The 24,049-nt window shown below is 40.8% G+C and carries 18 protein-coding genes and 4 tRNA genes; 12 read left to right on the forward strand and 10 right to left on the reverse strand.

The window, feature by feature from the left end:
• Positions 1–6: 6 nt before the first annotated feature.
• From KSO91_RS04590 to KSO91_RS04625, 8 genes are all read right to left on the reverse strand, one after another.
• Positions 7–2,244 (reverse strand): AAA family ATPase, encoded by a 2,238-nt coding sequence (locus KSO91_RS04590; RefSeq protein ID WP_238741762.1) that lies wholly within the window; start codon positions 2,242–2,244, stop codon positions 7–9.
• A complete protein-coding gene (locus KSO91_RS04595; protein WP_238741763.1) occupies positions 2,241–2,669 on the reverse strand; it encodes a hypothetical protein in 429 nt (142 codons plus the stop codon). The genes KSO91_RS04590 and KSO91_RS04595 overlap by 4 nt, the downstream gene beginning before the upstream one ends.
• Positions 2,666–3,082, reverse strand: coding sequence for a hypothetical protein (locus KSO91_RS04600; RefSeq protein ID WP_238741764.1), 417 nt, complete (start codon positions 3,080–3,082; stop codon positions 2,666–2,668). The genes KSO91_RS04595 and KSO91_RS04600 overlap by 4 nt, the downstream gene beginning before the upstream one ends.
• Complete coding sequence (locus KSO91_RS04605; RefSeq protein ID WP_238741766.1) at positions 3,075–5,165, reverse strand: hypothetical protein; 2,091 nt, start codon at positions 5,163–5,165, stop codon at positions 3,075–3,077. The genes KSO91_RS04600 and KSO91_RS04605 overlap by 8 nt, the downstream gene beginning before the upstream one ends.
• Positions 5,158–6,696: a site-specific integrase gene (locus KSO91_RS04610; protein WP_238741768.1), complete on the reverse strand. Its 1,539-nt coding sequence runs from the start codon at positions 6,694–6,696 to the stop codon at positions 5,158–5,160. The genes KSO91_RS04605 and KSO91_RS04610 overlap by 8 nt, the downstream gene beginning before the upstream one ends.
• 1 nt (position 6,697) lies before the next feature.
• Entirely contained in the window at positions 6,698–7,993 is a 1,296-nt protein-coding gene (locus KSO91_RS04615; protein WP_238741770.1) for a site-specific integrase, read from the reverse strand.
• A 141-nt stretch (positions 7,994–8,134) separates the two neighbouring features.
• Positions 8,135–8,731, reverse strand: a complete 597-nt coding sequence (ssb, locus tag KSO91_RS04620) for a single-stranded DNA-binding protein (RefSeq protein ID WP_238741772.1) — start codon at positions 8,729–8,731, stop codon at positions 8,135–8,137.
• A 281-nt stretch (positions 8,732–9,012) separates the two neighbouring features.
• Positions 9,013–9,171, reverse strand: coding sequence for a hypothetical protein (locus KSO91_RS04625; protein ID WP_238741773.1), 159 nt, complete (start codon positions 9,169–9,171; stop codon positions 9,013–9,015).
• Between the two features lie 59 nt (positions 9,172–9,230).
• Between KSO91_RS04625 and KSO91_RS04630 the strand changes: the two genes are divergently transcribed.
• The gene (locus KSO91_RS04630; RefSeq protein WP_238741775.1) at positions 9,231–10,073 is read left to right on the forward strand and encodes a 23S rRNA (adenine(2030)-N(6))-methyltransferase RlmJ; all 843 of its coding nucleotides are present in this window, start codon (positions 9,231–9,233) and stop codon (positions 10,071–10,073) included.
• A gap of 14 nt (positions 10,074–10,087) precedes the next feature.
• On the opposite strand, the gene KSO91_RS04635 is transcribed toward KSO91_RS04630, so the two are convergent.
• Together KSO91_RS04635 and mutS are read right to left on the reverse strand one after the other, a co-directional pair.
• A complete protein-coding gene (locus KSO91_RS04635; protein ID WP_238741777.1) occupies positions 10,088–11,548 on the reverse strand; it encodes a hypothetical protein in 1,461 nt (486 codons plus the stop codon).
• Positions 11,549–11,739: 191 nt separating this feature from the next.
• A complete protein-coding gene (mutS, locus tag KSO91_RS04640) occupies positions 11,740–14,316 on the reverse strand; it encodes a DNA mismatch repair protein MutS (RefSeq protein WP_238741779.1) in 2,577 nt (858 codons plus the stop codon).
• A 39-nt stretch (positions 14,317–14,355) separates the two neighbouring features.
• Here mutS and KSO91_RS04645 point away from each other — a divergent pair, with 39 nt between their 5' ends.
• The 11 genes from KSO91_RS04645 (at position 14,356) to oadA (ending at position 24,033) form a co-directional block, all read left to right on the forward strand.
• Positions 14,356–14,844, forward strand: coding sequence for a CinA family protein (locus KSO91_RS04645; protein WP_238741781.1), 489 nt, complete (start codon positions 14,356–14,358; stop codon positions 14,842–14,844).
• 83 nt (positions 14,845–14,927) lie between these two features.
• Positions 14,928–15,986, forward strand: coding sequence for a recombinase RecA (gene recA, locus KSO91_RS04650; RefSeq protein WP_238741783.1), 1,059 nt, complete (start codon positions 14,928–14,930; stop codon positions 15,984–15,986).
• 332 nt (positions 15,987–16,318) lie between these two features.
• A complete protein-coding gene (alaS, locus tag KSO91_RS04655; RefSeq protein WP_238741785.1) occupies positions 16,319–18,928 on the forward strand; it encodes an alanine--tRNA ligase in 2,610 nt (869 codons plus the stop codon).
• A 92-nt stretch (positions 18,929–19,020) separates the two neighbouring features.
• On the forward strand, positions 19,021–20,253 hold the full coding sequence (locus KSO91_RS04660) for an aspartate kinase (protein WP_238741787.1): 1,233 nt from the start codon (positions 19,021–19,023) through the stop codon (positions 20,251–20,253).
• A gap of 96 nt (positions 20,254–20,349) precedes the next feature.
• Entirely contained in the window at positions 20,350–20,538 is a 189-nt protein-coding gene (gene csrA, locus KSO91_RS04665) for a carbon storage regulator CsrA (RefSeq protein ID WP_238741788.1), read from the forward strand.
• A 215-nt stretch (positions 20,539–20,753) separates the two neighbouring features.
• Positions 20,754–20,846 (forward strand) — tRNA-Ser (locus tag KSO91_RS04670).
• An 18-nt stretch (positions 20,847–20,864) separates the two neighbouring features.
• Positions 20,865–20,941: transfer RNA gene (locus KSO91_RS04675), tRNA-Arg, on the forward strand.
• Positions 20,942–21,007: 66 nt separating this feature from the next.
• A tRNA-Arg gene (locus tag KSO91_RS04680) sits at positions 21,008–21,084 on the forward strand.
• 77 nt (positions 21,085–21,161) lie between these two features.
• Positions 21,162–21,238 (forward strand) — tRNA-Arg (locus KSO91_RS04685).
• A gap of 720 nt (positions 21,239–21,958) precedes the next feature.
• On the forward strand, positions 21,959–22,219 hold the full coding sequence (locus tag KSO91_RS04690; RefSeq protein ID WP_238741789.1) for an oxaloacetate decarboxylase subunit gamma: 261 nt from the start codon (positions 21,959–21,961) through the stop codon (positions 22,217–22,219).
• 32 nt (positions 22,220–22,251) lie between these two features.
• A complete protein-coding gene (oadA, locus tag KSO91_RS04695; RefSeq protein ID WP_238741790.1) occupies positions 22,252–24,033 on the forward strand; it encodes a sodium-extruding oxaloacetate decarboxylase subunit alpha in 1,782 nt (593 codons plus the stop codon).
• The last annotated feature ends 16 nt before the right edge of the window (positions 24,034–24,049 follow it).

Below are 24,049 nucleotides of genomic sequence, written 5' to 3' on the forward strand. Positions count from 1 at the left end.
TGAAGGTTACTTTAATTCACAGGCTGAACAGATCCTTTCTTTAAGAAGGGTCTTTCTACTTAATGCCTTAGAGCCAGCAATAATTGCTTTTTCAATAATCCTTTCATTGCCCATTAATACTAGCCTTTCACTAGGTCGAGTAGATGCAGTATAAAGCAAAGTCTGATCAATCATTTGCTCAGCCTCGTTAGGCAGCATAACAAAACAGTTAGGCCATTGAGAGCCTTGTGATTTATGGATCGTAATTGCATACCCAAGGTGCAACTTTTCCAATAGCTCAGTAGTGACATTAATCAAAATATTGTTTACTTCAATAACGGCAACAGCACCATCTTCATCAGGTTGGTCAAACACTTCAACAATAAGCCCTAAGTCACCATTTCTAAGATCTGCATCGTCATCGTAGTTATTTGCGATGACTAATACAGGATCACCTTTTAATAAACGTGAACCTGTTGATGTAATCCAAGGAATCCAGCCTCTTGACGAGTCTTGGAAGTAGATTGATGTTCTTTCATTGCCAACTGATGCTTGAAGCTCTGTATTTAGGTTATCAACTCCAAACTGGCCTTTCCTTACTGGTGATAAAACTATGCTTTGTTCAACACCTCCAGATTCACGCCAGAGTGTTATTAGTCTGCTGATGGTTGGGCTTGTTTCAATCGAGCAATCACTACTTTCTTTCAAGGTGTTTTTAGTATTCTGCGGGAACTGAAGCAATCTGTTTCTAATAGCGGTCGAGAACCTGTGTATGTCACTTCCTTCGCTCTGCCGCTTAACCTGAGTTAAGTTAAAAAATGGTATTTGTGTATCTGTCAAAGCGTGGAATACTAATCCATTACCTACTGGCGGTAACTGAGCTGTATCACCTACAAAGATCACTCTTGAAGCATCAGGAAGTAAGCCGATTAACCTATACATCGACAAGAGGTCCACCATTGATGATTCATCAATGACTAATAATATTTGTTCAGGTAACTTGGGCTTATTATCACCTAGGTGCTCACCAATAAACTTTGCAATGGTATGGGCTGGCTTTTGTGTACTTTCCGCCATACGTTGTGCAGCACGGCCTGCTAGAGCCACTTGATAACATTGTATCCCCTCTGAAACTCGATCATAGACACCTAAAACGGCTTTAAGTATGGTTGTTTTACCAGTACCTGCACCACCTGATATACCGCACACAGGAGATAGCACTGCACCAATAATAGCGTCTCGCTGATCATCAGTTAGGTTAAACTCCAATGTGCTTTCATAATCAGTTAATGCGGCTTGCACTAAGCCCTTCGATAAGCCTATTTCCCAGCTAGCTAGTAAGCAACCATCACCAATTTCTCTTTGATGCGCATCGACAAGAAATTGAGCAACAGATGCCTCCATCAGTGCCTTTCCATAAACTTGATAGCCATCATCTACCTGAACTAGCAGTCCTTGTTCACAAGCTATATCACCAACATTTTCTGGCGCATTCGACTTCATGAGCTTGGCATATTCACTGTGAAGTTCATCATTTGAGATTACCGTTGAGCCTGTTTTGTTTGAATGGTTAATAGCTGCATATTGAGCTATACCAGCAACAACGACTTCATCTTCCAAGGTAAAACCTAGCTTTAACGCCAATTGTGATACCTGTTCGAATGACGCACCCATTGCCACTAACAGAAATGGGTGCTCTTTAACTTTATCTATGGCCTCTTCACCGAATATTGTTACTAGTTTTTCGCCAAAACCTAGTGGTAAGTTCTGTTCTTCAAGCCAGTTAATCGTATTAAAAAGCGCCTCGCTAGGCCAACTGTCGAGTAGGTCTTTAACACGGTTTTCTGTCATACCAGCGATGTTTAGTAGTGCTTCTGAGTCCTGTGTTTCAATAAGGTGCGCTAGTTTTTTAAGTCGAACAAGTCGGTTTGCAATAACACTGCCGATACCTTTGATGTTGTTGCTTATCCAGCGAGATAAAATTCTGCCTGATGGCCTTAAAAATTTAATGTTTGCCGCATCAATGGTGTATTCACTTAATGAAAAGTCATTTATGGTAAAATGATTAAGACGTTCTTTACCTGAGACTTCCCATAAGCTACCTGCTGTAGCCGTATCTTTGGCGTGCTCTGGAAACTTAACAACTGTTGTTTTATCTCGCTTTTTGATCGAACCATCAGTATTGATAAGATCAACTGTTGTGTAAGAGTTTGCTCGTTGCTTTTTAACTTGAATAATTTGGCGTAGATGGACAACTTCATTCATAATTTGAATCCTGCTGCACCAGATTGAATTAACATTTGCTGCTTTTTAAACTTGGTCAGTTCACGTTGAAGCTGCCTATTTTCAGCTTCTAATTCTGCAATCCGTTGTGTCAGTGCATTGTTGCTCACTGACACCATACCAGATTGCTTTTCAGCTCTTTCTCTTGCAGATTCATGAGATTTTTTATCCTCATCAATTTTACGAAACCAATAACTATCTGCTTCTTCAATAAGCGATCTTACAGCCTTGTTTTGTGTACACACTGACTTAGCGAAGCCAAGTTCTTCAGCTAATACTCTACGGTTTATTTTGCCGCTATATTCGTACTCATGCCAATCCCTAGCTGCGTTGCGCTCATCAACCCAAGCTTGTACTAGCTTAATATTTTCTTGAGCAATCTGTTGCCCGTTTTTCCCTTTGATCATCTCCTATCAACCTCAGGTAAAGGCTTATCAAGCTGTTTATTTAAAAGCTTCATATCAACATTAGGCATCATATAAGCGTTATGTTGCCAACGGACAAACTGCTCTAGCAATTTTTCGTTTTGCTTTTCTAAACGTTCAACTTTAGCTTCAAGCGTTGCTATTTGCTGTTTAGCAAAATCAAGCGTTATGTCTTTTTCTTCATCTTTTACTGACTCTTTAAGGCTGCCTTTTCTATCGTTGAATGCTTCTACTAAAGCAGGGTAGGAAAGCAGGGTATGCCTACTAATCTTTTCTTCTCCAAGCACCTTTGCAAGCTGCTCAGAAAAACTATTCCATGTTAACTTTCCTGACCATTTATCAAGTTCGTGAAGTGCTAGCGGAAGTGTTTTCTCAGTAATAATTTTTTTAGGCATTTTCGATCCCCAATAACATTGCGACTTCAGATTCTTCAACAAGATCCTGATTACTTGCGGTTATATCTAAATCATTTTGTTCAAGTGCTCTTTTTACAGGGCTAGGATCATGTTCTGGTGGAATCCATAAGATCGCACCTTCTGGTGTATCTTCGGATTCGAGCCGCCCACGTTGTGTGCGAATATGAGCCAGTTTCCAGCCTAAATGAGAAACCCATCTATCAGCGCCAAAAACACTGTCAACTTCATCTTCAGTAGCCTTGTTGAATTGAGATTCAACCTGTTTCTCAAGTCGAATTATACGCTCTAGTGTTTCAGGCATACCTTTAATGCACACATGTTCTTTACATGTCATGCATTCCCCACCTTTTGTGCAAGGTGACATTGCATAATCATGAACACACATACCATATTCGGTAACATCTGCTATACCAATTCGATTTACACCTAAATCTTTATAACTAACAGGTAAATTCAGTTTAATTGCTTCTAACGCTGTTGGCCTTTCATTATATTCAAGGATGCTTCTGGCTTGCTGCTCACGCTCATCTTGTGTGCGTAAATCATAATGGCGATTGTCATTTATTCGAGTACGGCCAGCCCATCTTGCAAGCTGCCACGCATCCATACCACCACGCTCAGCATTAGTTGATAGCCATACTCGTATTTGGTGTGATGTTAGACGAATATCAGTACCATCTTCATCTACATAGCCCATGCGCTGGAATAAGGTTTTAGGTGGATTTTTAAGCTTATCTCGCAAGGCAAGTTGGGCATTCAATTCATTTACGCTTGGTAATCGCCATGAAAATGCCCTAACCTTAAAGTCGCTGTGAAACTCACGATCTCTTACCAATACTAAGGATTCCCAAACAGGACGTTGGATAGAAGGTAGATTAGGCCAGTTTTGAGTTTGATACTCCGAAGCAACAAAACTCGCTAACTCTTCATAAGTAGGCTCACCTGAGGCTATTAATTTTTGAATCCACTTTGTGTTTTTACCACCAACCATATTCCATGCAGTTGTACTACTGAATTGACTCGTTTTATCTTTCATTCTAGTAATAGAGTAATGCGTGAAACTCATTGCATGGGCAAATTGATAGGCATTTAATGGTTTATTTTCTGCAAAGTCATCAGATGTACAACACTCAGCATGGCGCATGAACATGCTGGGGTTATCGAAAGCATGCTTTGCTGCTTCTCTTGCAGGTTTTCCTATCTCCATTAATCTGCTATGTGCTTCTATTACTGTTTGCTCTAGTGCTTCTGGAACCCATTTTATCGTGTGACCAAAACCTTTTTCTGCATACCACCTCACACCAAGCGCACCATTTTCACCACGATGCAAACAATCAACAGTTAGTTCTACCAGCTCTCCTGCTCTACCAGGAGCAAACATCAATAATGTAATGACACTTGACCAATATTTATCTTCCAAGGTTTCTGCCTTAGCAAAGCAATCAGCTAAGGCAAGCATCTGGTGCATACTAGGGCAACGAGTGTCTTGCCATTTTCGTGACTCTTCATCTGTTCGCTCAGCTTTAGCTCCCACTTTAGGCCACGGGTTTGTCCACGATTGAAGAGCAGGTGCGAATCGTTTGTTCCGAATAAACTCAAGCAAATTTTCTATTTGATAGCCGATCTTATTTCTTCGATCTTTATTAGTAACTCTCTGCTTAGTGATTGTTTCTAGTTCGCCAATCACTAAGCCATCAGTTTTCAAAACGTCTGCAACACCATGCACTTCAACTAAAGCATCATGTAACATACGCAATGCGACCATTTTATTTGTTACACTGGATACTGCTTTGATACTTTGGTTATAACGGATATAAGCTTTTGAAAAAGACAAAAACGGTTCATCCAAAGGATCAAAATTCGCAGGGTTTGACTTTGCTCTGTACTTAGAAAAAGTCATCGCTATTGAACGGTTTTTCTGCTTATGCTGCCAGTTGTTACTTTGCCACCCACCTTGATCATCATAGAGTGTTAATTGGTTTTTACAATGCTCAATAAAGCTATCTAAATTTTGCTTAGCGCTTATCTCATGCTTTGGTTGGAAATGAATAATATCAGCCATTTGCGCACTCCTTTGTAGATTGCTCTTGTTTACACATAACAATTACTTGTTGAACCGCTAATAAAAGTCGATCTGTAGACTGGATGACATTAATTGAGATTCCTATCTCTTTTTGCTTTTCTCTTTCAGCCAATATTTCATTGAGAACTTCTTCATGAGGCCCTTCAATCCAAGGTTCAAAACTTGAACATGTATAGCAAGCTCTATAACCAGAGGCACAAAAAGCGTAAGTTCCGCAGTTACCAACATTACCAGACTTGCCATTTTTAACTCGACTATTAGGATCATTTGCTCTAACAGCATCACGCTCTGAAGCAATAAGTTTCCCTGAGAAGGCTTGAGCAAGTGGTGCCAGCAAGGGTGCCATCACTTCATCAATTTGCTTGGCAGTCTCTTCTGTATTTTCGGTATACACACCAATGTTTTGCGTGTCTGTATGATCTAGTGCAGCAGCTAATGCAACACCACTTATTCCTCTTCGAGCTAAATTTGTGCCTTTGGTATATCTAAAGCGAGAAGCAGTAAAGTTAATGTAATCACCTGTTCGCTCTGAACAGGCAGTGTTTTTAACAGACACACCTCGTAATAATTCAGATGCCGAATCGGCAGCCATATGTAAATAATCTGGAGTATTTGAAAGCCTTGTTTCTAAGTCCTCGACACTTGATAACTTGTTGATTCTTGTTTCTTCTATAAAAATGGGGATTTGCTCACGTTGAGAAGCCGACAACTTTACTCCCAAGCAAGATTCAACATATTGAATTGATTGGTTACGCTGATTATGAAGTAGAAGGTATAAATCTTCATTTATTGGTAGTGGGGTAAATTGTTCTCTAAAGCCTACACCACGCTGTTTTGCTCTAGGGCAATTGATAACATAGTCATTACCATTTGAGTCTTCTCTAACAACTAAATCAACTGAGCGTAAGGAGCGAATTTGAACATATCTGCGACCAGTTAAGACTAACGCCATAAAGCCAACATATTCTTTTAAATTAAGGATTTCTTTCGTAAATGCATTTGATGCCCAGTCAATCAAGGCTCCCAGCTCGTTATGCGTTAAAGGGCCTGAATATGGGCAAGCGCCTTTTACGGCATTACCTTTTGGATTTCCTTTTAAAGTTAACTCTTCTAAGTAATCTGTAATTTCCTTGCTGACACCATTGAATCCCCACTCATGCCAAGCCAATAAGAATCCCTTGAGTGCTCCTAGCTTATACTCGCTATCTGAATCAAATGACGCTCGATAATTTGTTAACCCTTGTAATGACAGCTTGCCTTCTTTTGTAGCCTTCATGTAAGCATTGAAGCGATTAAACATATTGAAAGTATGCATAGCCGAGAGTTCTTCAGCGTAGCGGCACAAAGCTTTTCTAAAACCTTCTTCTGTTTCTTGTTCAAGAGTGGTCAAACGCTGGAAATTAATTACGGTTGAACCATCTAGCCTCCACTCAATATCCGAAAAATAAAACGGATAACCGCTTTTCGTTGTGTGCTGGCTGACTAGAGCCTTATTTTTCTTTAATTGCATACTACCTGTCCTTCTTAGCTCGGTTAGTCCAGTGATCCATGTCCTCTCGCATCACTCGATCAGCTTCTTCTCGGATGTGTCTCAAGTTATATGTCTCGGCAGTTTTATCTGAACTCCATCCATTCAGCTCTTTACGGATCTGAATTTCTTTCTTTTCATTAATTGGCTTAATTTTGGAATTTTCCTTGGCGGCTTTATTAACTGCGTCAATCTTCTTTGAAAGCTTATAGTTGAAATTGTGGCGGAAGCCGTGACGGGTAATTTCTTCAAGCATTTCTGGATGGATTGCAACCGCAGGCTTAAGTATCCGATTGACAAAGGTACTATTCGATATTGGCTTACCGTGATACTTACCATGCTTATGCGTTACAAAAACATATGGATGCTTTCTAGCAGTAGGTATTTTGGCTCTTCTGTCCATGATGTATTCACGCAGCCTGTTTGTAATGGCTTTATCAACAGGAATTGTACGTTCATTGGTTTTCGCCACAGGCTGCTTTTTACGGGGATCTTCTATAGCATCATGTCTACGAACAACAGACACTGTTCCTTTTTGAAAATCAATATCTTGGATCTGTAAGGCCAGTATCTCTCCTGCACGCATCCCTGTTGCGTCCATCACCTCAAATATCACAGCGTTTCGATATTTAACTTCCTCCCCCTTAAATGGGTTATCTGGAGAGGTTTCTTTTAAAATACTTAAAATTCGGTCAAATGCTTTAGGCGGTGGAGCTTTAGTGTTTGGATCAGCAGTAAGTCCTTTACCACTACTACCTTTGGGTTTATTCGATAACAATAACTTTTTCATGGCTTTAATATTATTTGAAACCGCTTCTTCGATTAGCTTTGCTTTAAGAATTGTTCTTGCCAAAAATTCTAAGTAGGAAGCGATCTGAGCCATCCGATTTGCAGCATGATCATTAGACACCTTTTGTATCGGTGCAACGCTAGCTGTCGATGCTGAGGCAAATTTAACTACATTCTTCTCTGATGTTTTTAGCCATTTCTTCAAACTTCTTGTATCTAATGTGCAATGATCACGGATTGAATAAACATCTTCGTCAGTCAACAAGTCACCTTGTTCAAACTCAGAAATAAGATCCCGACCATTTATGTTTTCCCATAGCTTTAGATGAATCAGATGACCAAGTGAATTGGATATTGCAGATTGAGTGTGTGATGTTCTTAGCTTTTCAGTAACGTATAACGTCACCCAATCATTGGGTAATCCATCTTCCTCCATTAAGATTGGATATCGTTCACCATTTCCAAAAATTAAATCTCGAATTTGTGACATTGAACACCTCTTTATCTACACTTTACTTATGTATAGTTCCTAGTGTAGTTATTGTCAACACCTTTTTAAAATAAAATAAAAAAGGGCTTGTAAAAACAAGCCCTTGATGATTTTAATCTACATTTTTTATTTATGTATTCCTCAGAACGGAATATCATCATCAAAATCCATTGATGGTTCATTATATTGTGCTGGCGCTTTTTGTGGCTGCACGGGTTTTGCTTGCTGTTGTGGCGCAGGTGCTTGGCGTGCTGGTGCTTGTTGATAAGCTGGCGCCATTTGTGGTGCCGCTTGCTGAGCCGGAGCTGAATTTTGTGGTGCATTACCCCAGCTTTGTTGTGGCGCGCTATTTTGCGCTGCTGAATTTGCTTGGAACTGGCCTTGGCCTTGCGCAGGGTTACGCGAATCCATCATCTGGATTTCATCAACTACAACCTCAGTCGTAAAACGGTCTTGACCGTCTTGTCCTTGCCATTTACGTGTTTGTAATTTACCTTCCACATAAATTTTAGCGCCTTTTTTCAAGTATTCACCACACATCTCACCGAGGCGGTTAAATACAGTTAAACGGTGCCATTCTGTTTTATCTTTACGTTCACCTGTTTGCTTATCTTTCCAACTTTCTGTGGTCGCGATAGCCAAGTTTGCTACTGCATTGCCATTTGGCATGTAGCGCATCTCAGGATCTTTACCTAGGTTACCAATTAATATGACTTTATTTATGCTACGGTTAAACATGTTTTTGCTCCGCTTGATGCTTATGTTAATGATTAACTAAAAGTGACTGTTAACTATCTGCTAAAATTTATTTTGTTTCTTTCTTTCTGAACAAAGGGGTGGTTATATACTCTGCTATAAACACTTTGCTCGTTGATGATAATGAGCACTTCTTGTACGCCATCCAAGGTCAGTAACTATCGGCTTGATTGGGCGGCATCATTTTCATATCGACTATCAGCCATATAAGTATAGGGACGAATTCTACTTCGATTATGCATGCCCCATGAAATAGATAACCATCATAACATTAATCCCGCCAAGCATAAAAACCAGCCACTACTGGCAAGTAGTTTATAGGATAACCGCCCCCAAATACCACCACAAAATGCAACAAGAAATTGATGTGTGTTATAGATCTCCATTGCAATGCTGGTTAATGCCCCTATTCTTTCGCGCAATTATTGTTGATTTTCATTATACTATGAAAATTTTATCGCTTTTGTCTTTGGAGTATTTTGTGCTGAGCTATCGCCACTCTTTTCATGCAGGTAACTTTGCCGATGTTTTAAAACACACGGTTGTCACCTCGATTATTAATTACATGCTTAACAAAGATAAACCGTTCTGTTATCTCGATACTCATGCTGGTTGCGGTGCTTATTCATTTCAGTCTAATGAAGCGCAAAAAACCAAAGAATTTAATAACGGCATTTTCCCCTTGTGGGGGCGCAATGATTTGCCGGCGCCGGTTGCTCGTTATATGGAACAGGTTATTGAATTTAATGCGCAAACTCAGTTAGCACATTATCCAGGTTCGCCGAGCATTGCCCTGCAGATGTTACGCGATATAGACCGTCTATTTTTATTTGAATTACATTCCAATGAATTCACTGCGATGCGCGAGAATTTTACGGGCAATAGGCAAATCAAAATGGCTAAAAGCGATGGTTTAACAGGGCTAATTGCTAATATGCCACCCAAAGAGCGTCGCGCTTTTATTTTAATTGATCCCTCTTATGAGATTAAAACCGAGTACCAGCAAGTCGTTGATACCTTAATTCAAGCTCACAAACGTTTTGCAACGGGTACTTATGCGCTTTGGTACCCCGTTGTTAAACGTACGACTATCAAGCAGATGGAAAGAAAACTGGCGCATTCCGGCATTAAAAATATACAGTTGTTTGAGCTTGGAATTCGTGCCGATTCAGCAGAAATGGGTATGACGTCAAGCGGTATGATAGTCATTAATCCACCGTGGATGCTGCACCAAGAGATGCAAGCATCCCTGCCATTCTTGGCGCAAACATTAGGCCAAGACGGACAGGGGTTTTATCGTATAGAGACTTTAGTCGCCGAATAACAGCAGCGATTATGTTAGTTATTTTTCTTGAAGTGCAGTATTGATTTAAGTCTTGAATAGCGATCTTGTTTGCATTGATCATTGCTTAAAGAGGCACCTGCTTTTCTCAGTTCGATAATACCTGAGCGATTAAGGGTGATTTTGTAACGTTCAAATTGTTGATCATACTCACCTTGGTTAAGTGCAACAACGAGGTTGATCTGGTAGCGCCGCTCAATCGAAGTGCTCTGAATCTTTTCTTTATTTGCTGAGGGGTCATTTTGTTCATAGATTTTACCCGTACCTCGCTCTAAAAAGCGGGCAAATGGCCGCAGACTAAATATAATCGTTTCTTCGAGCGTATCGTAACCCGCCTGAAATCCTTGCTTGTTGACTTTGGTTTCAAGACGATAGTGTAGGAACTCTGCACTTTGCCTATTTTGACTATGACGTTGCGCCAGTAACTCTTGGCTTTGTTGTGGTAGATTTTTGGAGTGCAGATAATCTAACCACACTTTTTGTCTGGCGATTTCCGTTTGGCTCATCGCATCTTTTAACGTGCGCGCCCATTTAGGTTTGCCTTTTCTAACCCAACGCCACAAAATATGCTTAAAGTCATCCTTAAATACTTCCCTCACCCCATAAATCACTGCCAATACGAGAATCATTAGCAAACTTAGTTTGTTAAAGGCGCCTTGTGTTTTGATAATTAAAAAGAGCACGACAATCATAATCAATGAGGTCGCCACTCCGGTCGCAATTTTGCGTGTGATCTTACCCAGCTCGTGAGTTTCACTTTTAAAAATAACGCCAAATTCAATTAAACGGCGCAGCAAACGCATTTTATTGGCAATCCGGTTCGGATCATTAAGTGTTGTCGCTGCATTGTAAGATTTTTCTTTACGATAAGCATTTTCTTCTGCGCAGATATTAAGCAGTGCCAAGCGGGCTTCGGAAAACTCGGCATTACGTGGTTTTTTGGCCAACATATGCAGTATTGATTGTTCTGTGTACCAAGAAAGGTAATTGTCGACACTTTCAAAAATAGATAACAGTTTTACATCTGTGGGGATATGGCTGCGGTGTTTCTTTAAGATAGTCAAACATTGGTCGGTAATGTCAATTGCTGCATGATAGAAATCGTGCAGGCTTTCGCTGTCCTTAATCATTAATGCTTCGTGAGCATCGGTATCGAGAGCGACGATATATTGGTAAGCAAATTGGTTAAGATTACTTTTGTATTCTTCTGTCGAGCGTTTCATGCGACTGGCAAAGCGCGTATGTAATAGCGGTAAATGTAAGCCTTCGGTAAAATACGCGCGCCGGCCTTTAATACCGGCGTTAAAGTATTCGTTTTCGGATAAGGTATCTTTATTGATGCCCATTTCTCTTGGCAGCGAGAAATAGATATCCACTCTGCGATGTTCACCTTTCTTTATCTGATGAACAAATTTAATGGCTAGTTTTTCATGTTTTTTCAGTCTAAATTTGTACAATTAGTCCTCCCCTTAGTTAGATACTAAGTATATACATAATTCAGCAAGGAAACATTGATAATATATCGTCTTAAAATAAATTAAAAAGCAGTTCTTTTAACCTGACATTTTATGGGTATAGCTGCTGGCTTAAGCAGCTATTTTAGTCTGATAGATTGCTGTTGCTTAAGTATCCCTGCCAATGGCAGAGATCATTTGAGTCTGCTCATCTGGTTCAGCTGGTAGATCAAATCTAAGGCTTTCTTCGGTGTTAACTGATCCGGATCTATGCTTTGTAATAAAGTGATTGCAGGCGGTATTTCTGCCTCCGTAACACTTGATGCTATTTGCGTAGGTAGTGCTGTATGTAAGCCCTGCTTTGAACTTAGCTCTAATTGTTGTAATTTACGTTTAGCATTTGCGACGACCTCTTTAGGCACCCCTGCTAAGGCAGCAACTTGTAGCCCGTAACTTTTGTTTGCCGCTCCCTCTTGTACCGCATGTAAAAAAGCGATCGTATCACCATGTTCAATCGCATCTAAGTGAACATTGACCAACTCAGGGATCTCTTCAGGTAGCGTGGTTAATTCAAAGTAGTGGGTAGCAAAAAGCGTGTAGGCTTGAATTTTTTTCGCGAGTTGTTCTGCGCATGCCCAGGCGAGAGATAAACCATCAAAAGTGCTCGTGCCGCGGCCAATCTCATCCATTAATACTAAGCTGTTTTTGGTGGCATTATGGAGAATATTAGCCGTTTCGGTCATCTCCACCATAAAGGTAGAACGCCCGCTGGCAAGATCATCCGATGCGCCAATACGGGTGAATATGCGATCTACCGTACCAATTTTAGCACTTTGCGCAGGAATAAAACTGCCGATATGTGCCATCAGCACCATCAACGCAACTTGACGCATGTAAGTTGATTTACCGCCCATATTGGGGCCGGTAATAATGAGCATACGGCGTTGATTATTAAGCGAGATAGGATTCGCAATAAAAGGTGTTTTGCTTACTTGTTCAACAACGGGATGGCGACCTTCTTCAATCTCTATCCCGCTTTCTGTTTGCAAACTTGGACGGATATAGTTAAGGGTTAATGCGCGTTCAGCGAGGTTATTGAGTACATCTAATTCTGCCAGAGCGTGTGCGCTAAATTGCAGGTTTTTAAGGTGTGGCAATAATTGATCAATTAACTGCTCGTAGAGTTTTTTCTCTAGTGCTAATGCTTTACCTTGGCTGGAAAGAACCGCATCCTCATGTTCTTTAAGTTCCGGAATAATATAACGTTCAGTATTTTTCAGTGTTTGACGGCGCAGATAATGAGCGGGCACTTGAACTGACTGGTTGCGGCTAGTTTCGATATAATAACCATGCACACGGTTATAACCGACTTTTAGTGTTGCAATGCCAGTGGCTTGGCGTTCGCGTAGTTCCAGTTGATGCAAATAATCTGTGGCACCTTTGGCAAGGTTACGCCAGTGATCCAGCTCTTCGTTATAACCCTCTGCAATAACACCGCCATCGCGAATAATTACTGGCGGGTTATCAATCACGGCTTTTTCTAAGAGCTCAAGAAGTGCAGGGTAAGCCCCCATTTCCTTGCTCAGTTTGCCAACCAGTTGAGTGGGCAAATCGGCAATGAGATTTTGCAACTCAGGCAACAATGAAAAGGCACTACGCAAGCGGGTTAAATCTCTTGGGCGTGCAGAGCGAAGCGCTAAACGTGCAATAACACGTTCAATATCACCTATTTGTTTTAAAGGCGTTGCTAATGGACTTATCAGATCAAAATCAATGAGGGTTTGGATCATCGTTTGACGGTAATTTAAAATAGTAAAATTACGAATCGGTTGGTGGATCCAACGTTTTAATAAACGGCTGCCCATGGGCGTAACGGTAAAATCTAAGACGGCTGCTAAAGTATTATCAAATCCGCCGCTTAGATTTTGTGTTAATTCTAAATTTTTGCGCGTGGCAGCATCTAAAATGACCGTGTCGCTGTTTAGCTCTAACTGAATAGATTGTAAGTGAGGCAAGCTGGTGCGTTGTGTATCTTTTATATATTGCAGTAAAGCACCGGCAGCACAAAGGGCAAATTCTGCTTGCTCAACCCCGAAACCGATTAGATCATTGGTACCAAATTGTTGGTTTAAGGTTTTTTTGCTGGTGAATAATTCAAACTCCCACTCGGGACGACGACGGATAGTAGGAAGATGCTCAATCAAATCAAGCCGTTCAAAGTTGTCTGGGTAAAGCAGCTCTGCCGGATTAAGACGCTGTAACTCGGCTTGCAGCGTTTCACTATGCTCAAATTGGTTGATCACAAAACGGCCACTACCGATATCTAAGGAGGCAATGCCAAAACTGTTTTGCAATTGGTAAACTGCACACAGTAAATTATCATGGCGATCATCGAGCAACGCTTCATCTGTTATTGTACCCGGGGTGATAATGCGCACAATTTTACGTTCAACAGGCCCTTTTGAAGTGGCCGGATCGCCAATTTGTTCACAAATTGCAATTGATTCACCCATCGCAATCAATTTTGCTAAATAACCTTCTACACTATGGTATGGCACTCCCGCCATTGGAATCGCATTGCCACCGGTTTTACCCCGTTGTGTCAGGGAGATCCCAAGTAGCTGTGAAGCCTTACGCGCATCATCAAAAAACAGCTCATAAAAATCACCCATACGATAAAAAAGTAGGGTGTCGGGGACTTCGCTTTTGATGCTTAAAAATTGCTGCATCATTGGCGTATGTTGTTTTAACTCTTGCGCTGTTGGCTTCATAACGAATACACTTAATCAATATAAAAGGTGGAAAAAATTATGTTCACTGAAAAAACCGTTCAAGAATTAGCGCAAGTTCTAGGTGAAAAACTTACACAGGCAGAGCTAGTTGTAGCGACTGCAGAATCTTGTACAGGTGGAGGTGTAGCATACGCTATTACTGAAATTTCTGGAAGTTCGCTGTGGTTTGATCGCAGTTTTGTTACCTATAGTAATGCTGCCAAAATAGAGATGATCGATGTAGCTGCATCGATCATTAAAGAGTTTGGTGCTGTTTCTGAGCAAGTGGCAGAGCAGATGGCAATTGGCGCGGTTAAAAATTCAGATGCTGATATTGCCGTCGCAATAAGCGGCATTGCGGGACCAGAGGGTGGTACCATTGATAAACCAGTGGGCACCGTTTGTATTTCTTGGTATAACGCGCATTCCCATAGTAAAACGGCGAGTTATCTCTTTGTTGGGGATCGCTCCGATGTACGTACCCAAGCAATACGGTTAGCGCTACTTGGCCTAATTGAAATTATTTAAAATAAAGATAAAAAAACCTTGATACTGTACGAATCAACAGTATACTGTTTTTCTATACAGCAAGTCACTTATTTGGAGAGAACATGAGTCAGGATAAAAACAAAGATAAAGCATTGTCGGCAGCGCTCGGACAAATTGAAAAACAATTTGGCAAAGGCTCAATTATGCGTTTAGGCGATGCTTCAGCTTCCATGTTGGAAATTGATTCTGTCTCTACTGGCTCATTGAGTTTGGATGTTGCGTTAGGCATAGGTGGCTTGCCATACGGTCGTGTTGTCGAAATTTACGGTCCAGAAAGTTCGGGCAAAACGACCTTAACATTGCAAGTTATTGCTGAAGCACAAAAACAGGGTAAAACCTGTGCGTTTATTGATGCGGAGCATGCACTTGATCCGCTTTATGCAAAAAGACTGGGTGTTAATACTGATGATTTGCTTGTTTCACAACCAGATACTGGGGAGCAGGCATTGGAAATTTGTGACATGTTAGTGCGCTCTGGTGCTGTCAATGTTGTGGTGATTGACTCGGTTGCTGCATTAACACCAAAAGCTGAAATCGAAGGCGAGATGGGTGACTCTCATATGGGGCTGCAAGCTCGCCTCATGTCACAAGCGTTGCGTAAATTGACTGGTAATATTAAACAAACCAACTGTTTAGTTATCTTTATTAACCAAATTCGCATGAAAATAGGGGTGATGTTTGGTAACCCAGAAACAACCACTGGCGGTAATGCACTTAAGTTTTACGCATCGGTTCGTTTAGATATTCGTCGTATTGGTGCAATCAAAAATGGTGATGAAATAGTGGGTAATGAAACCCGTGTAAAAGTCGTTAAAAATAAAGTTGCCCCTCCTTTTAAACAAGCAGAATTTCAAATCCTTTATGGTGAAGGGATTAATCACTTCGGTGAATTAATCGATCTCGGTGTAAAACAGGATTTTGTCGAGAAAGCAGGTTCATGGTATTCATATAATGGCGAAAAAATTGGTCAAGGTAAGAGCAATGCAAGTCAGTACCTTAAAGAGCGCCCTGAATTGGCTAAAGAGTTAGAAGCTAAAATCCGCGAATCATTATTGCCGACAGACGAAGAAGTAGATAAAGCACTAAAAGTCGCGCAAGAAGAGGTCAGTGCTAGCGAGTAAAACGATAATTTATTGCTTTCAGGTTTGAGTCGCATTTTACGATAGCGGCTTAAGCCTGAGCAATAAGTGCATTAACCAACAGGAAAAGTAATGATCAGCTTGTTGAGATGGAAAGCGATGATTAATATTTTTCTATTCACTTAACTCCATATAACCCACAATTTTTTATCTATTGTCAACTAATAGATAAAATTAAGCCAAGCCGCATTAGATCCCCACTTTCCCCCTATCTTGCTCCGTGCTATATTCCTACTCATTAATTTTTAACCTCTTTGCTCTTTTATTCAGCAATTATAGAATAGCGAAATAGATACATTTATTTGGAATAAATCATGACAACGATTAAGTCGACTTCAGAAATTCGCCAAGGATTTCTGGATTTCTTTGCTAAGAAAGGTCACCAAACCGTGAGCAGTAGCTCACTTGTCCCAGATAACGATCCTACTCTGTTATTTACAAATGCGGGTATGAATCAGTTTAAGGATACATTTCTTGGCAGCGAAAAAAGAGCTTATACCCGTGCGACGTCAAGCCAACGCTGTGTACGCGCAGGTGGTAAACATAATGACTTAGATAACGTCGGTTATACAGCACGCCATCATACCTTCTTTGAAATGTTAGGTAATTTTAGCTTTGGTGATTATTTTAAGCGAGATGCAATTACATTTGCATGGGAATACTTAACGGTTGAATTGAAGTTACCTGTCGATAAATTATGGATAACTGTATTTGATCAAGATCTAGAAGCTGAAAAAATCTGGATTGATGAAATTGGTGTTGATCCTGCACGTTTATCACGTATCGGTGCAAAAGATAACTTCTGGTCAATGGGTGATACAGGCCCATGTGGTCCATGCAGTGAAATTTTTTATGATCACGGTGAACATATCTGGGGAGGGCCTCCGGGAACGCCTGAGGAAGATGGCGATCGCTACATTGAGATCTGGAATGTCGTCTTTATGCAATACAATCGCCATGCCGATGGCACGATGGAAAATTTACCTAAACCCTCTGTTGATACGGGAATGGGACTTGAGCGTATTTCTGCCATTATACAAAATGGTCACTCAAACTATGATATTGATCTTTTCCAAGCTTTAATTAAAAAAGTAGCTGAAGTAACTGGTGCAACAGATCTTGATAATAAATCATTACGTGTTGTTGCCGATCATATCCGTTCATGCGGCTTTTTAATTGTCGATGGTGTTATGCCTTCTAATGAAGGTCGCGGTTATGTATTACGCCGTATTATTCGTCGCGCGGTGCGCCACGGACATAAATTGGGCGCCAAAGATGTTTTCTTCTTTAAAATATATGATGAGCTCATTAATCAAATGGGGGAAGCTTACCCAGAACTATCAAAGCAACGCGCATTTGTGGAAAAAATATTACGCTTGGAAGAAGAACAGTTTGCAAAAACCCTAGAACGCGGTTTACAGATTTTAGATGGTGAATTGGATAATCTTAAAGGTAAAGTTGTTCCAGGTGATGTGGTTTTTAAACTCTACGATACTTATGGCTTCCCTGCTGATTTGACCGCTGATATAGCGCGTGAGCGGGAGTTAACTATAGATGAGGCTGGTTTTGATAACGCGATGGCTGAGCAACGCAGTCGTGCGCAACAAGCAAATAACTTTACTACTGATTATAATAACACCCTCGTTATCGAGCAAAAAACTGAATTTATCGGTTATGAAACATTACAAAGCCCTGCAACAGTTACTCACTTAGTACTTGATGGCGCTTTTGTTGATTCCTTAAATGAAGGTGATAGCGGGCAAGTTATTCTTTCTCAATCGCCTTTTTACGCTGAGTCTGGTGGCCAATCGGGTGATGCGGGGCAGTTAATTCTTAATAACGGCACATTTATTGTTACCGATACTAAAAAATTAGGAAATGCATTTTTGCATCGTGGTTATGTCAGCATGGGTGCCGTGACGGTGAATGAAAAAGTACACGCAGAAGTTGATGCGGCGCGCCGTCAATCGATTGCATTACACCATTCTGCAACGCATCTACTGCATGCGGCACTACGTCGAACGTTAGGGGAACATGTCACACAGAAAGGTTCGTTAGTCGATGCTGATAAATTACGTTTCGATTTTTCACATTTTGAACCTTTATCAACAGCGCTTCTACATCAAGTAAACTTCTTGGTAAATGAATCGATTCGTAATAACGTTGAAGTTGTTACCCAGTTAATGGATATCGAGGAAGCAAAATCATCAGGCGCAATGGCGCTGTTTGGTGAAAAATACGATGATATGGTGCGTGTTGTGCAGATGGGGGATACGTCGACTGAACTTTGTGGTGGTACTCACACCCAACGTACTGGCGATATGGGTTTCTTTTTAATTCGCTCCGAGTCAGGTATTGCAGCCGGCATTCGTCGTATCGAAGCTTCTGTTGGCTTGGCGGCAAGTGAGGCTGTTGATACTGTATTAAAGGAAGTAGACAACGCTTGTCGCTTAGTAAAAGCTGATAGTGTTTCTTTGGCTGAAAAAATTGAGCACTTATTAGATCGCAATAAGTTATTAGAAAAAGAAGTGGCGCAGCTTAAAACAAAAATGGCCAGTGCAGCAGGTTCAGATCTAATCGCTAATGCAATTGACATTAATGGGGTGAAAGTTGTCATTGCTAACATCGAAGGTGTAGATCCAAAAATATTGCGTGATAGTGTTGATGAAATTAAAAATAAATTGCAATCGGGTATTGTTGTTTTAGCGACTAAGGTCGACGATAGCAAAGTTAGTTTGATTGTCGGTGTCACTAAAGACTTAATTCAAAAAGTAAAAGCGGGTGATTTAGTTAATTTAGTGGCAGTACCCGTTGGTGGTAAAGGCGGTGGTCGTCCTGATATGGCCATGGCGGGTGGGAATAATCCAGCGGCTTTAGCAGATGCATTGGCATTAGTTGAACCTTGGTTAGCGGAACGACTATAGTACTCATTGCACTCATTAGATAAATGCAAAATGAGTGTATTTGTTATAGGTACAACGGTCCGTATGTTGCGGGCCATAAGTGAGATACGAAAATGGCATTAATAGTTCAAAAATATGGTGGTACTTCTGTTGGCAATGTCGAAAGGATTAAGGCTGTTGCGGACAAAGTAAAAGCAACAAAAGAAGCCGGTAATGATGTTGTTGTTGTTTTATCTGCCATGTCAGGTGAAACCAACCGCATGATTGCGCTTGCTAAAGAGTTACATCTGACCCCCAGCCCAAGGGAGATGGATGTTTTATTAACCACTGGTGAACAGACCACGATTGCCCTGTTGACCATGGCGTTACATCACCTAGGTGTTGATGCTGTATCGATGACTGGTGACCAGATCCGTCTTAAAACGGATAGCAGCCATGGTAAAGCACGTATTTTAGATGTGCAAACTGAAAATATCAGTAAACATTTAAAACAAGGGCGAGTGGTCGTCGTTGCAGGTTTCCAAGGGCGTTGTGAAAATAATAATATCACCACACTTGGACGTGGCGGTTCAGATACCTCCGCTGTTGCTATTGCTGCCGCATTAAAAGCTGATGAATGTCAGATTTACACAGATGTTGATGGTGTATATACAACAGATCCACGTGTCGAGCCGAACGCACGTCGTTTAGAAAGCATTACTTTTGAAGAGATGCTGGAAATGGCAAGCTTAGGCGCCAAAGTGTTACAAATTCGCTCTGTAGAGTTTGCCGGTAAATACAATGTGCCACTGCGTGTTTTATCTAGTTTCAAAGATGGTGGCGGTACGTTAATTAGTTATGAGGAAAATAAAATGGAATCTCCTGTGATCTCTGGTATTGCCTTTAATCGTGATGAAGCACGCTTGACACTATCGGGTGTGCCAGATCAACCTACAGTAGCCGCTCAAATTCTTTCACCTATTGGTGATGCGAATATAGATATTGATATGATTGTACAAAATACAGTCGGTAATGGTAAAACGGATTTTACTTTTACGGTAGATCGTAATGATTATGAAAAAGCAAAGGAACTTTTAGAAGCCGTCTGTGTCTTATTGAAAGCTGAATCTGTTCAGGGTAACAATGAGATAGCAAAAGTTTCAATTGTTGGCGTTGGCATGTGGAATCACCCTGGTGTTGCTAAAACTATGTTTGAAACATTGGGCTATGAAGGTATTAATATTCACCAAATCGCGACCTCGGAAATTAAAATATCTGTACTCGTTGATGATAAGTATCTTGAATTGGCCGTTCGTTCATTACATAAAGCTTTTGATTTAGCTACAGATCCAAAAGAAGAAAAATAATTTTCAGGATTATTCTAGTGTAAGAAAAATGAGAATTTTATATTGCATTAGCACATAATCAATTAAATGGATAAATTAATACAATAGGAGCAGACAATGCTGATATTAACTCGTCGAGTTGGTGAAACGCTGATGATTGGCGATAACGTAACGGTTACCGTTTTAGGTGTAAAAGGAAATCAGGTACGAGTTGGTGTGAATGCACCTAAAGAAGTATCGGTTCATCGTGAAGAAATTTATATGCGTATTCAAGCTGAAAAAAGCAGTGATATTGACAACGTATAACTGAGTAGAGATACTTATAATTTCAGTAAAAAAAGAGCCTTGGGCTCTTTTTTTTAACTATTAATCGATCGCTTAGCTCCTCTACTACTAAGGGAAAGGTGGGAATTGTAGGTAAACAAGATTATTTGTTTGTTTAATAATCAAATAGGAAGAACTCACCAAAAAAAGTTTGACTTGTATCTGTAAGACAGTAATATGTGCCCCAACAAGACGACGGTGGGGTGGCCGAGTGGCCGAAGGCGCTCCCCTGCTAAGGGAGTAACGGGTTTATAGCCTGTTCGAGGGTTCGAATCCCTCCTCCACCGCCATTCTTGTAGATTCTTAAAGCGGGTGTAGCTCAGCTGGATAGAGTACCTGGCTACGAACCAGGTGGTCAGGGGTTCGAATCCCTTCACCCGCACCATCTTTCTAATAGCATGAGAAGGTGTGATATGAGAATCGAAATTAAATACAAAATGAAAGAATATCTGCGGGTGTAGCTCAGCTGGATAGAGTACCTGGCTACGAACCAGGTGGTCAGGGGTTCGAATCCCTTCACCCGCACCATTCTTTATAACTTACTTAGGTAAGTTTTTGTTTTTAAGAGCTTAATAATATTATATTCCATTAATATTGTGCACTATGCGGGTGTAGCTCAGCTGGATAGAGTACCTGGCTACGAACCAGGTGGTCAGGGGTTCGAATCCCTTCACCCGCACCACTTTTCAATTGATAAAAACCATCCCCTATTTAACATCTGTCGTTCACATCAGTCCTACTTAAGCTTCCGATTTGCCTCTATTATTGCATTCGCCTTAATCGAGTATTGTATTTTTTTAGCGAATGCAATTTCATTAATTCAATGATCTTTTTTGACAAACATAAATGAATAGATAATTGTTGGATTTTGTATAATACTTCTAGTAAATTCAAAATTTGTGTTAGCGCCGCTTGTATTGACAAATAATAGGGTCAATGTATTCAACGGAGATTAGCTAAAGTGAATAGTTATCTATTTAATTAGAATACAATGTCGTTTTCGCTTTTTATTGCCACCCTGTCATCGAGTCAATAAGTTCGCACTGGTTGATCTATAAGCAACTTGCAGAGGTTACATTAGTTAATCTTTTTATTGGAAATTCAGCTGTTTTGTCGCTATTTTAAGCGTTTAAAGTGCGATCTAACGCGACTTCCAATTTTTTGTAAGATCCCGTACAATATGTCATTTTTGGGGCACTGTTTAATGCTCTGAATGTCAACGAACGGTTATTTTTAATAAAGGATTAAAATAGATTTCTTTTACTTTTGCCGTGATTTTTAGGTGGGCTCAGTTTTTTGCTCGCCGTTTATAAAATGTTAAATGCAGAATGTTTGTGAATAACTATTCAATTCGTTCTGGTTAGAAGCGTGTATTCGCTATGTGTAAAAAGGATACCAACGTATGAATATTACAGAGTCATTGTTAAAGGCGTTAACCCTATTAGGATTGGGAATGACCTTTGTATTTTTGTTTTTAGGTTTATTGATGGTCGCAGTCAGCCTGATGGCTAAATATATACCCGCAGATGAACCCGTTGTTAATAAAAATGCGCTTAAAAGGAAAACTGTTGCTCCAGTCTCGACTCAGCAAGGGGTAAATCCAACATTAATTGCAGCTATTACCTCGGCCGTGCAGCAATACCGTAAAACTGAAGTGGTATAATGGGAAATGAACTAATGAAGGAGCAAGTGAAAATGTCTAAGCCTCTAGCAATTACAGAAGTCGTACTACGCGACGCACACCAATCATTATTTGCAACACGCATGCGTATTGACGATATGCTACCGATTGCAGAGAAACTCGATAAAATCGGTTACTGGTCTTTAGAGACTTGGGGTGGCGCAACTTTTGATGCTTGTATTCGTTATCTCGGAGAAGATCCATGGGATCGTATCCGTGCCTTAAAAGCCGCTATGCCAAATACACCACAGCAGATGTTATTGCGTGGCCAAAATCTATTAGGTTATCGCCATTATGGCGATGATGTTGTCGAAAAATTCATTGAACGAGCCCACACCAACGGTGTTGATGTGTTCCGTATCTTTGATGCGATGAATGATGTGCGTAACTTTGAAACGGCCATTAAAGCGACCGTTAAAATTGGCGCGCATGCACAAGGCGCTATCTCTTATACAACCAGTCCAGTGCATACCATTGATGGCTGGGTAGATATGGCAAAACGCCTTGAAGATATGGGTTGTCATTCTTTATGTATTAAAGATATGGCGGGCTTATTAAAACCCTACGTAGCCGAAGAGCTAATCACAAAAATTAAAGCCAGCACCAATATCCCACTTGCTTTGCATTGCCATGCGACCACGGGATTAAGTATTGCAACACATCAAAAAGCAATTGATTCGGGTATTGATATTATTGACTCCGCGATCTCTTCTATGTCGATGACCTATGGGCATACGCCAACAGAAACACTTGTTTCAATTGTAGAAGGACATGAGCGAGACACGGGGCTGGATTTACCTAAACTGGCTGAGATATCTTCCTATTTTCGTGATGTGCGTAAAAAATATGTTAAATTCGAAGGTGAATTGAAAGGGGTTGACCCGCGTATTCTTATCGCGCAAGTACCTGGTGGCATGCTAACTAATATGGAAAGCCAGCTTAAGCAGCAAGGCGCTGCAGATAAAATGGACGAAGTATTAAAAGAGATCACTGCTGTTCGTAAAGACCTTGGTTATATTCCTTTGGTCACACCGACATCGCAAATCGTCGGTACCCAGGCGGTCATTAATGTATTAATGGGCGAGCGTTACAAAAATATCACCAAAGAAACTGCGGGTGTTTTAAAAGGCGAATATGGTCAAACACCGGCGCCTGTGAATGCTCAACTGCAAGAAAAAGTACTTGCGGGCACCGCCGCAATTACTTGTCGTCCAGCAGATAATATCAAACCCGAAATGGATCTGATTACAACGGAGCTTAAAAAGGTAGCCGCTGAAAAAGGCATCCAATTGGCCGAGCAAGAGATTGATGATGCGCTAATCTATGCTTTATTTCCTGAAATTGGGCTGAAATTTTTGGCCAACCGTAATAACCCAGAGGCGTTTGAGCCAGTCCCTACGGCTAACGATCTTGTGCCTGCGGCTGCGACAGCGAAAAAAGGACCACAAACTTATTCAGTTGCGGTTGATGGTCAATTATTTACAGTACAAGTAGGCCCACAAGGCAGTATTGATGGCATTACACCCGCGGCGGCCTCAACAGCCACTACCGGCGCTGCCCTCACTAACACATCGGCTAGTGACGCCGAAGAGCTGCCGGCACCACTTGCAGGTAATATTTTTAAAGTGCTAGTGCATGAAAATGAACAAGTAAACGAAGGCGATGTATTACTGGTGATGGAAGCGATGAAGATGGAAACTGAAATCCGTGCGACCAAATCGGGTACCATACAGACTGTTTTAGTAAAAGAAGGCGACTCAGTAGCAGTGGGTGAAGCCCTGTTTACAATCGCGTAAGGAAAAATTCCGTGGA

Origin of the sequence: Psychromonas antarctica (genome assembly GCF_022267535.1) — a bacterium.
Taxonomy (GTDB): domain Bacteria; phylum Pseudomonadota; class Gammaproteobacteria; order Enterobacterales; family Psychromonadaceae; genus Psychromonas; species Psychromonas antarctica.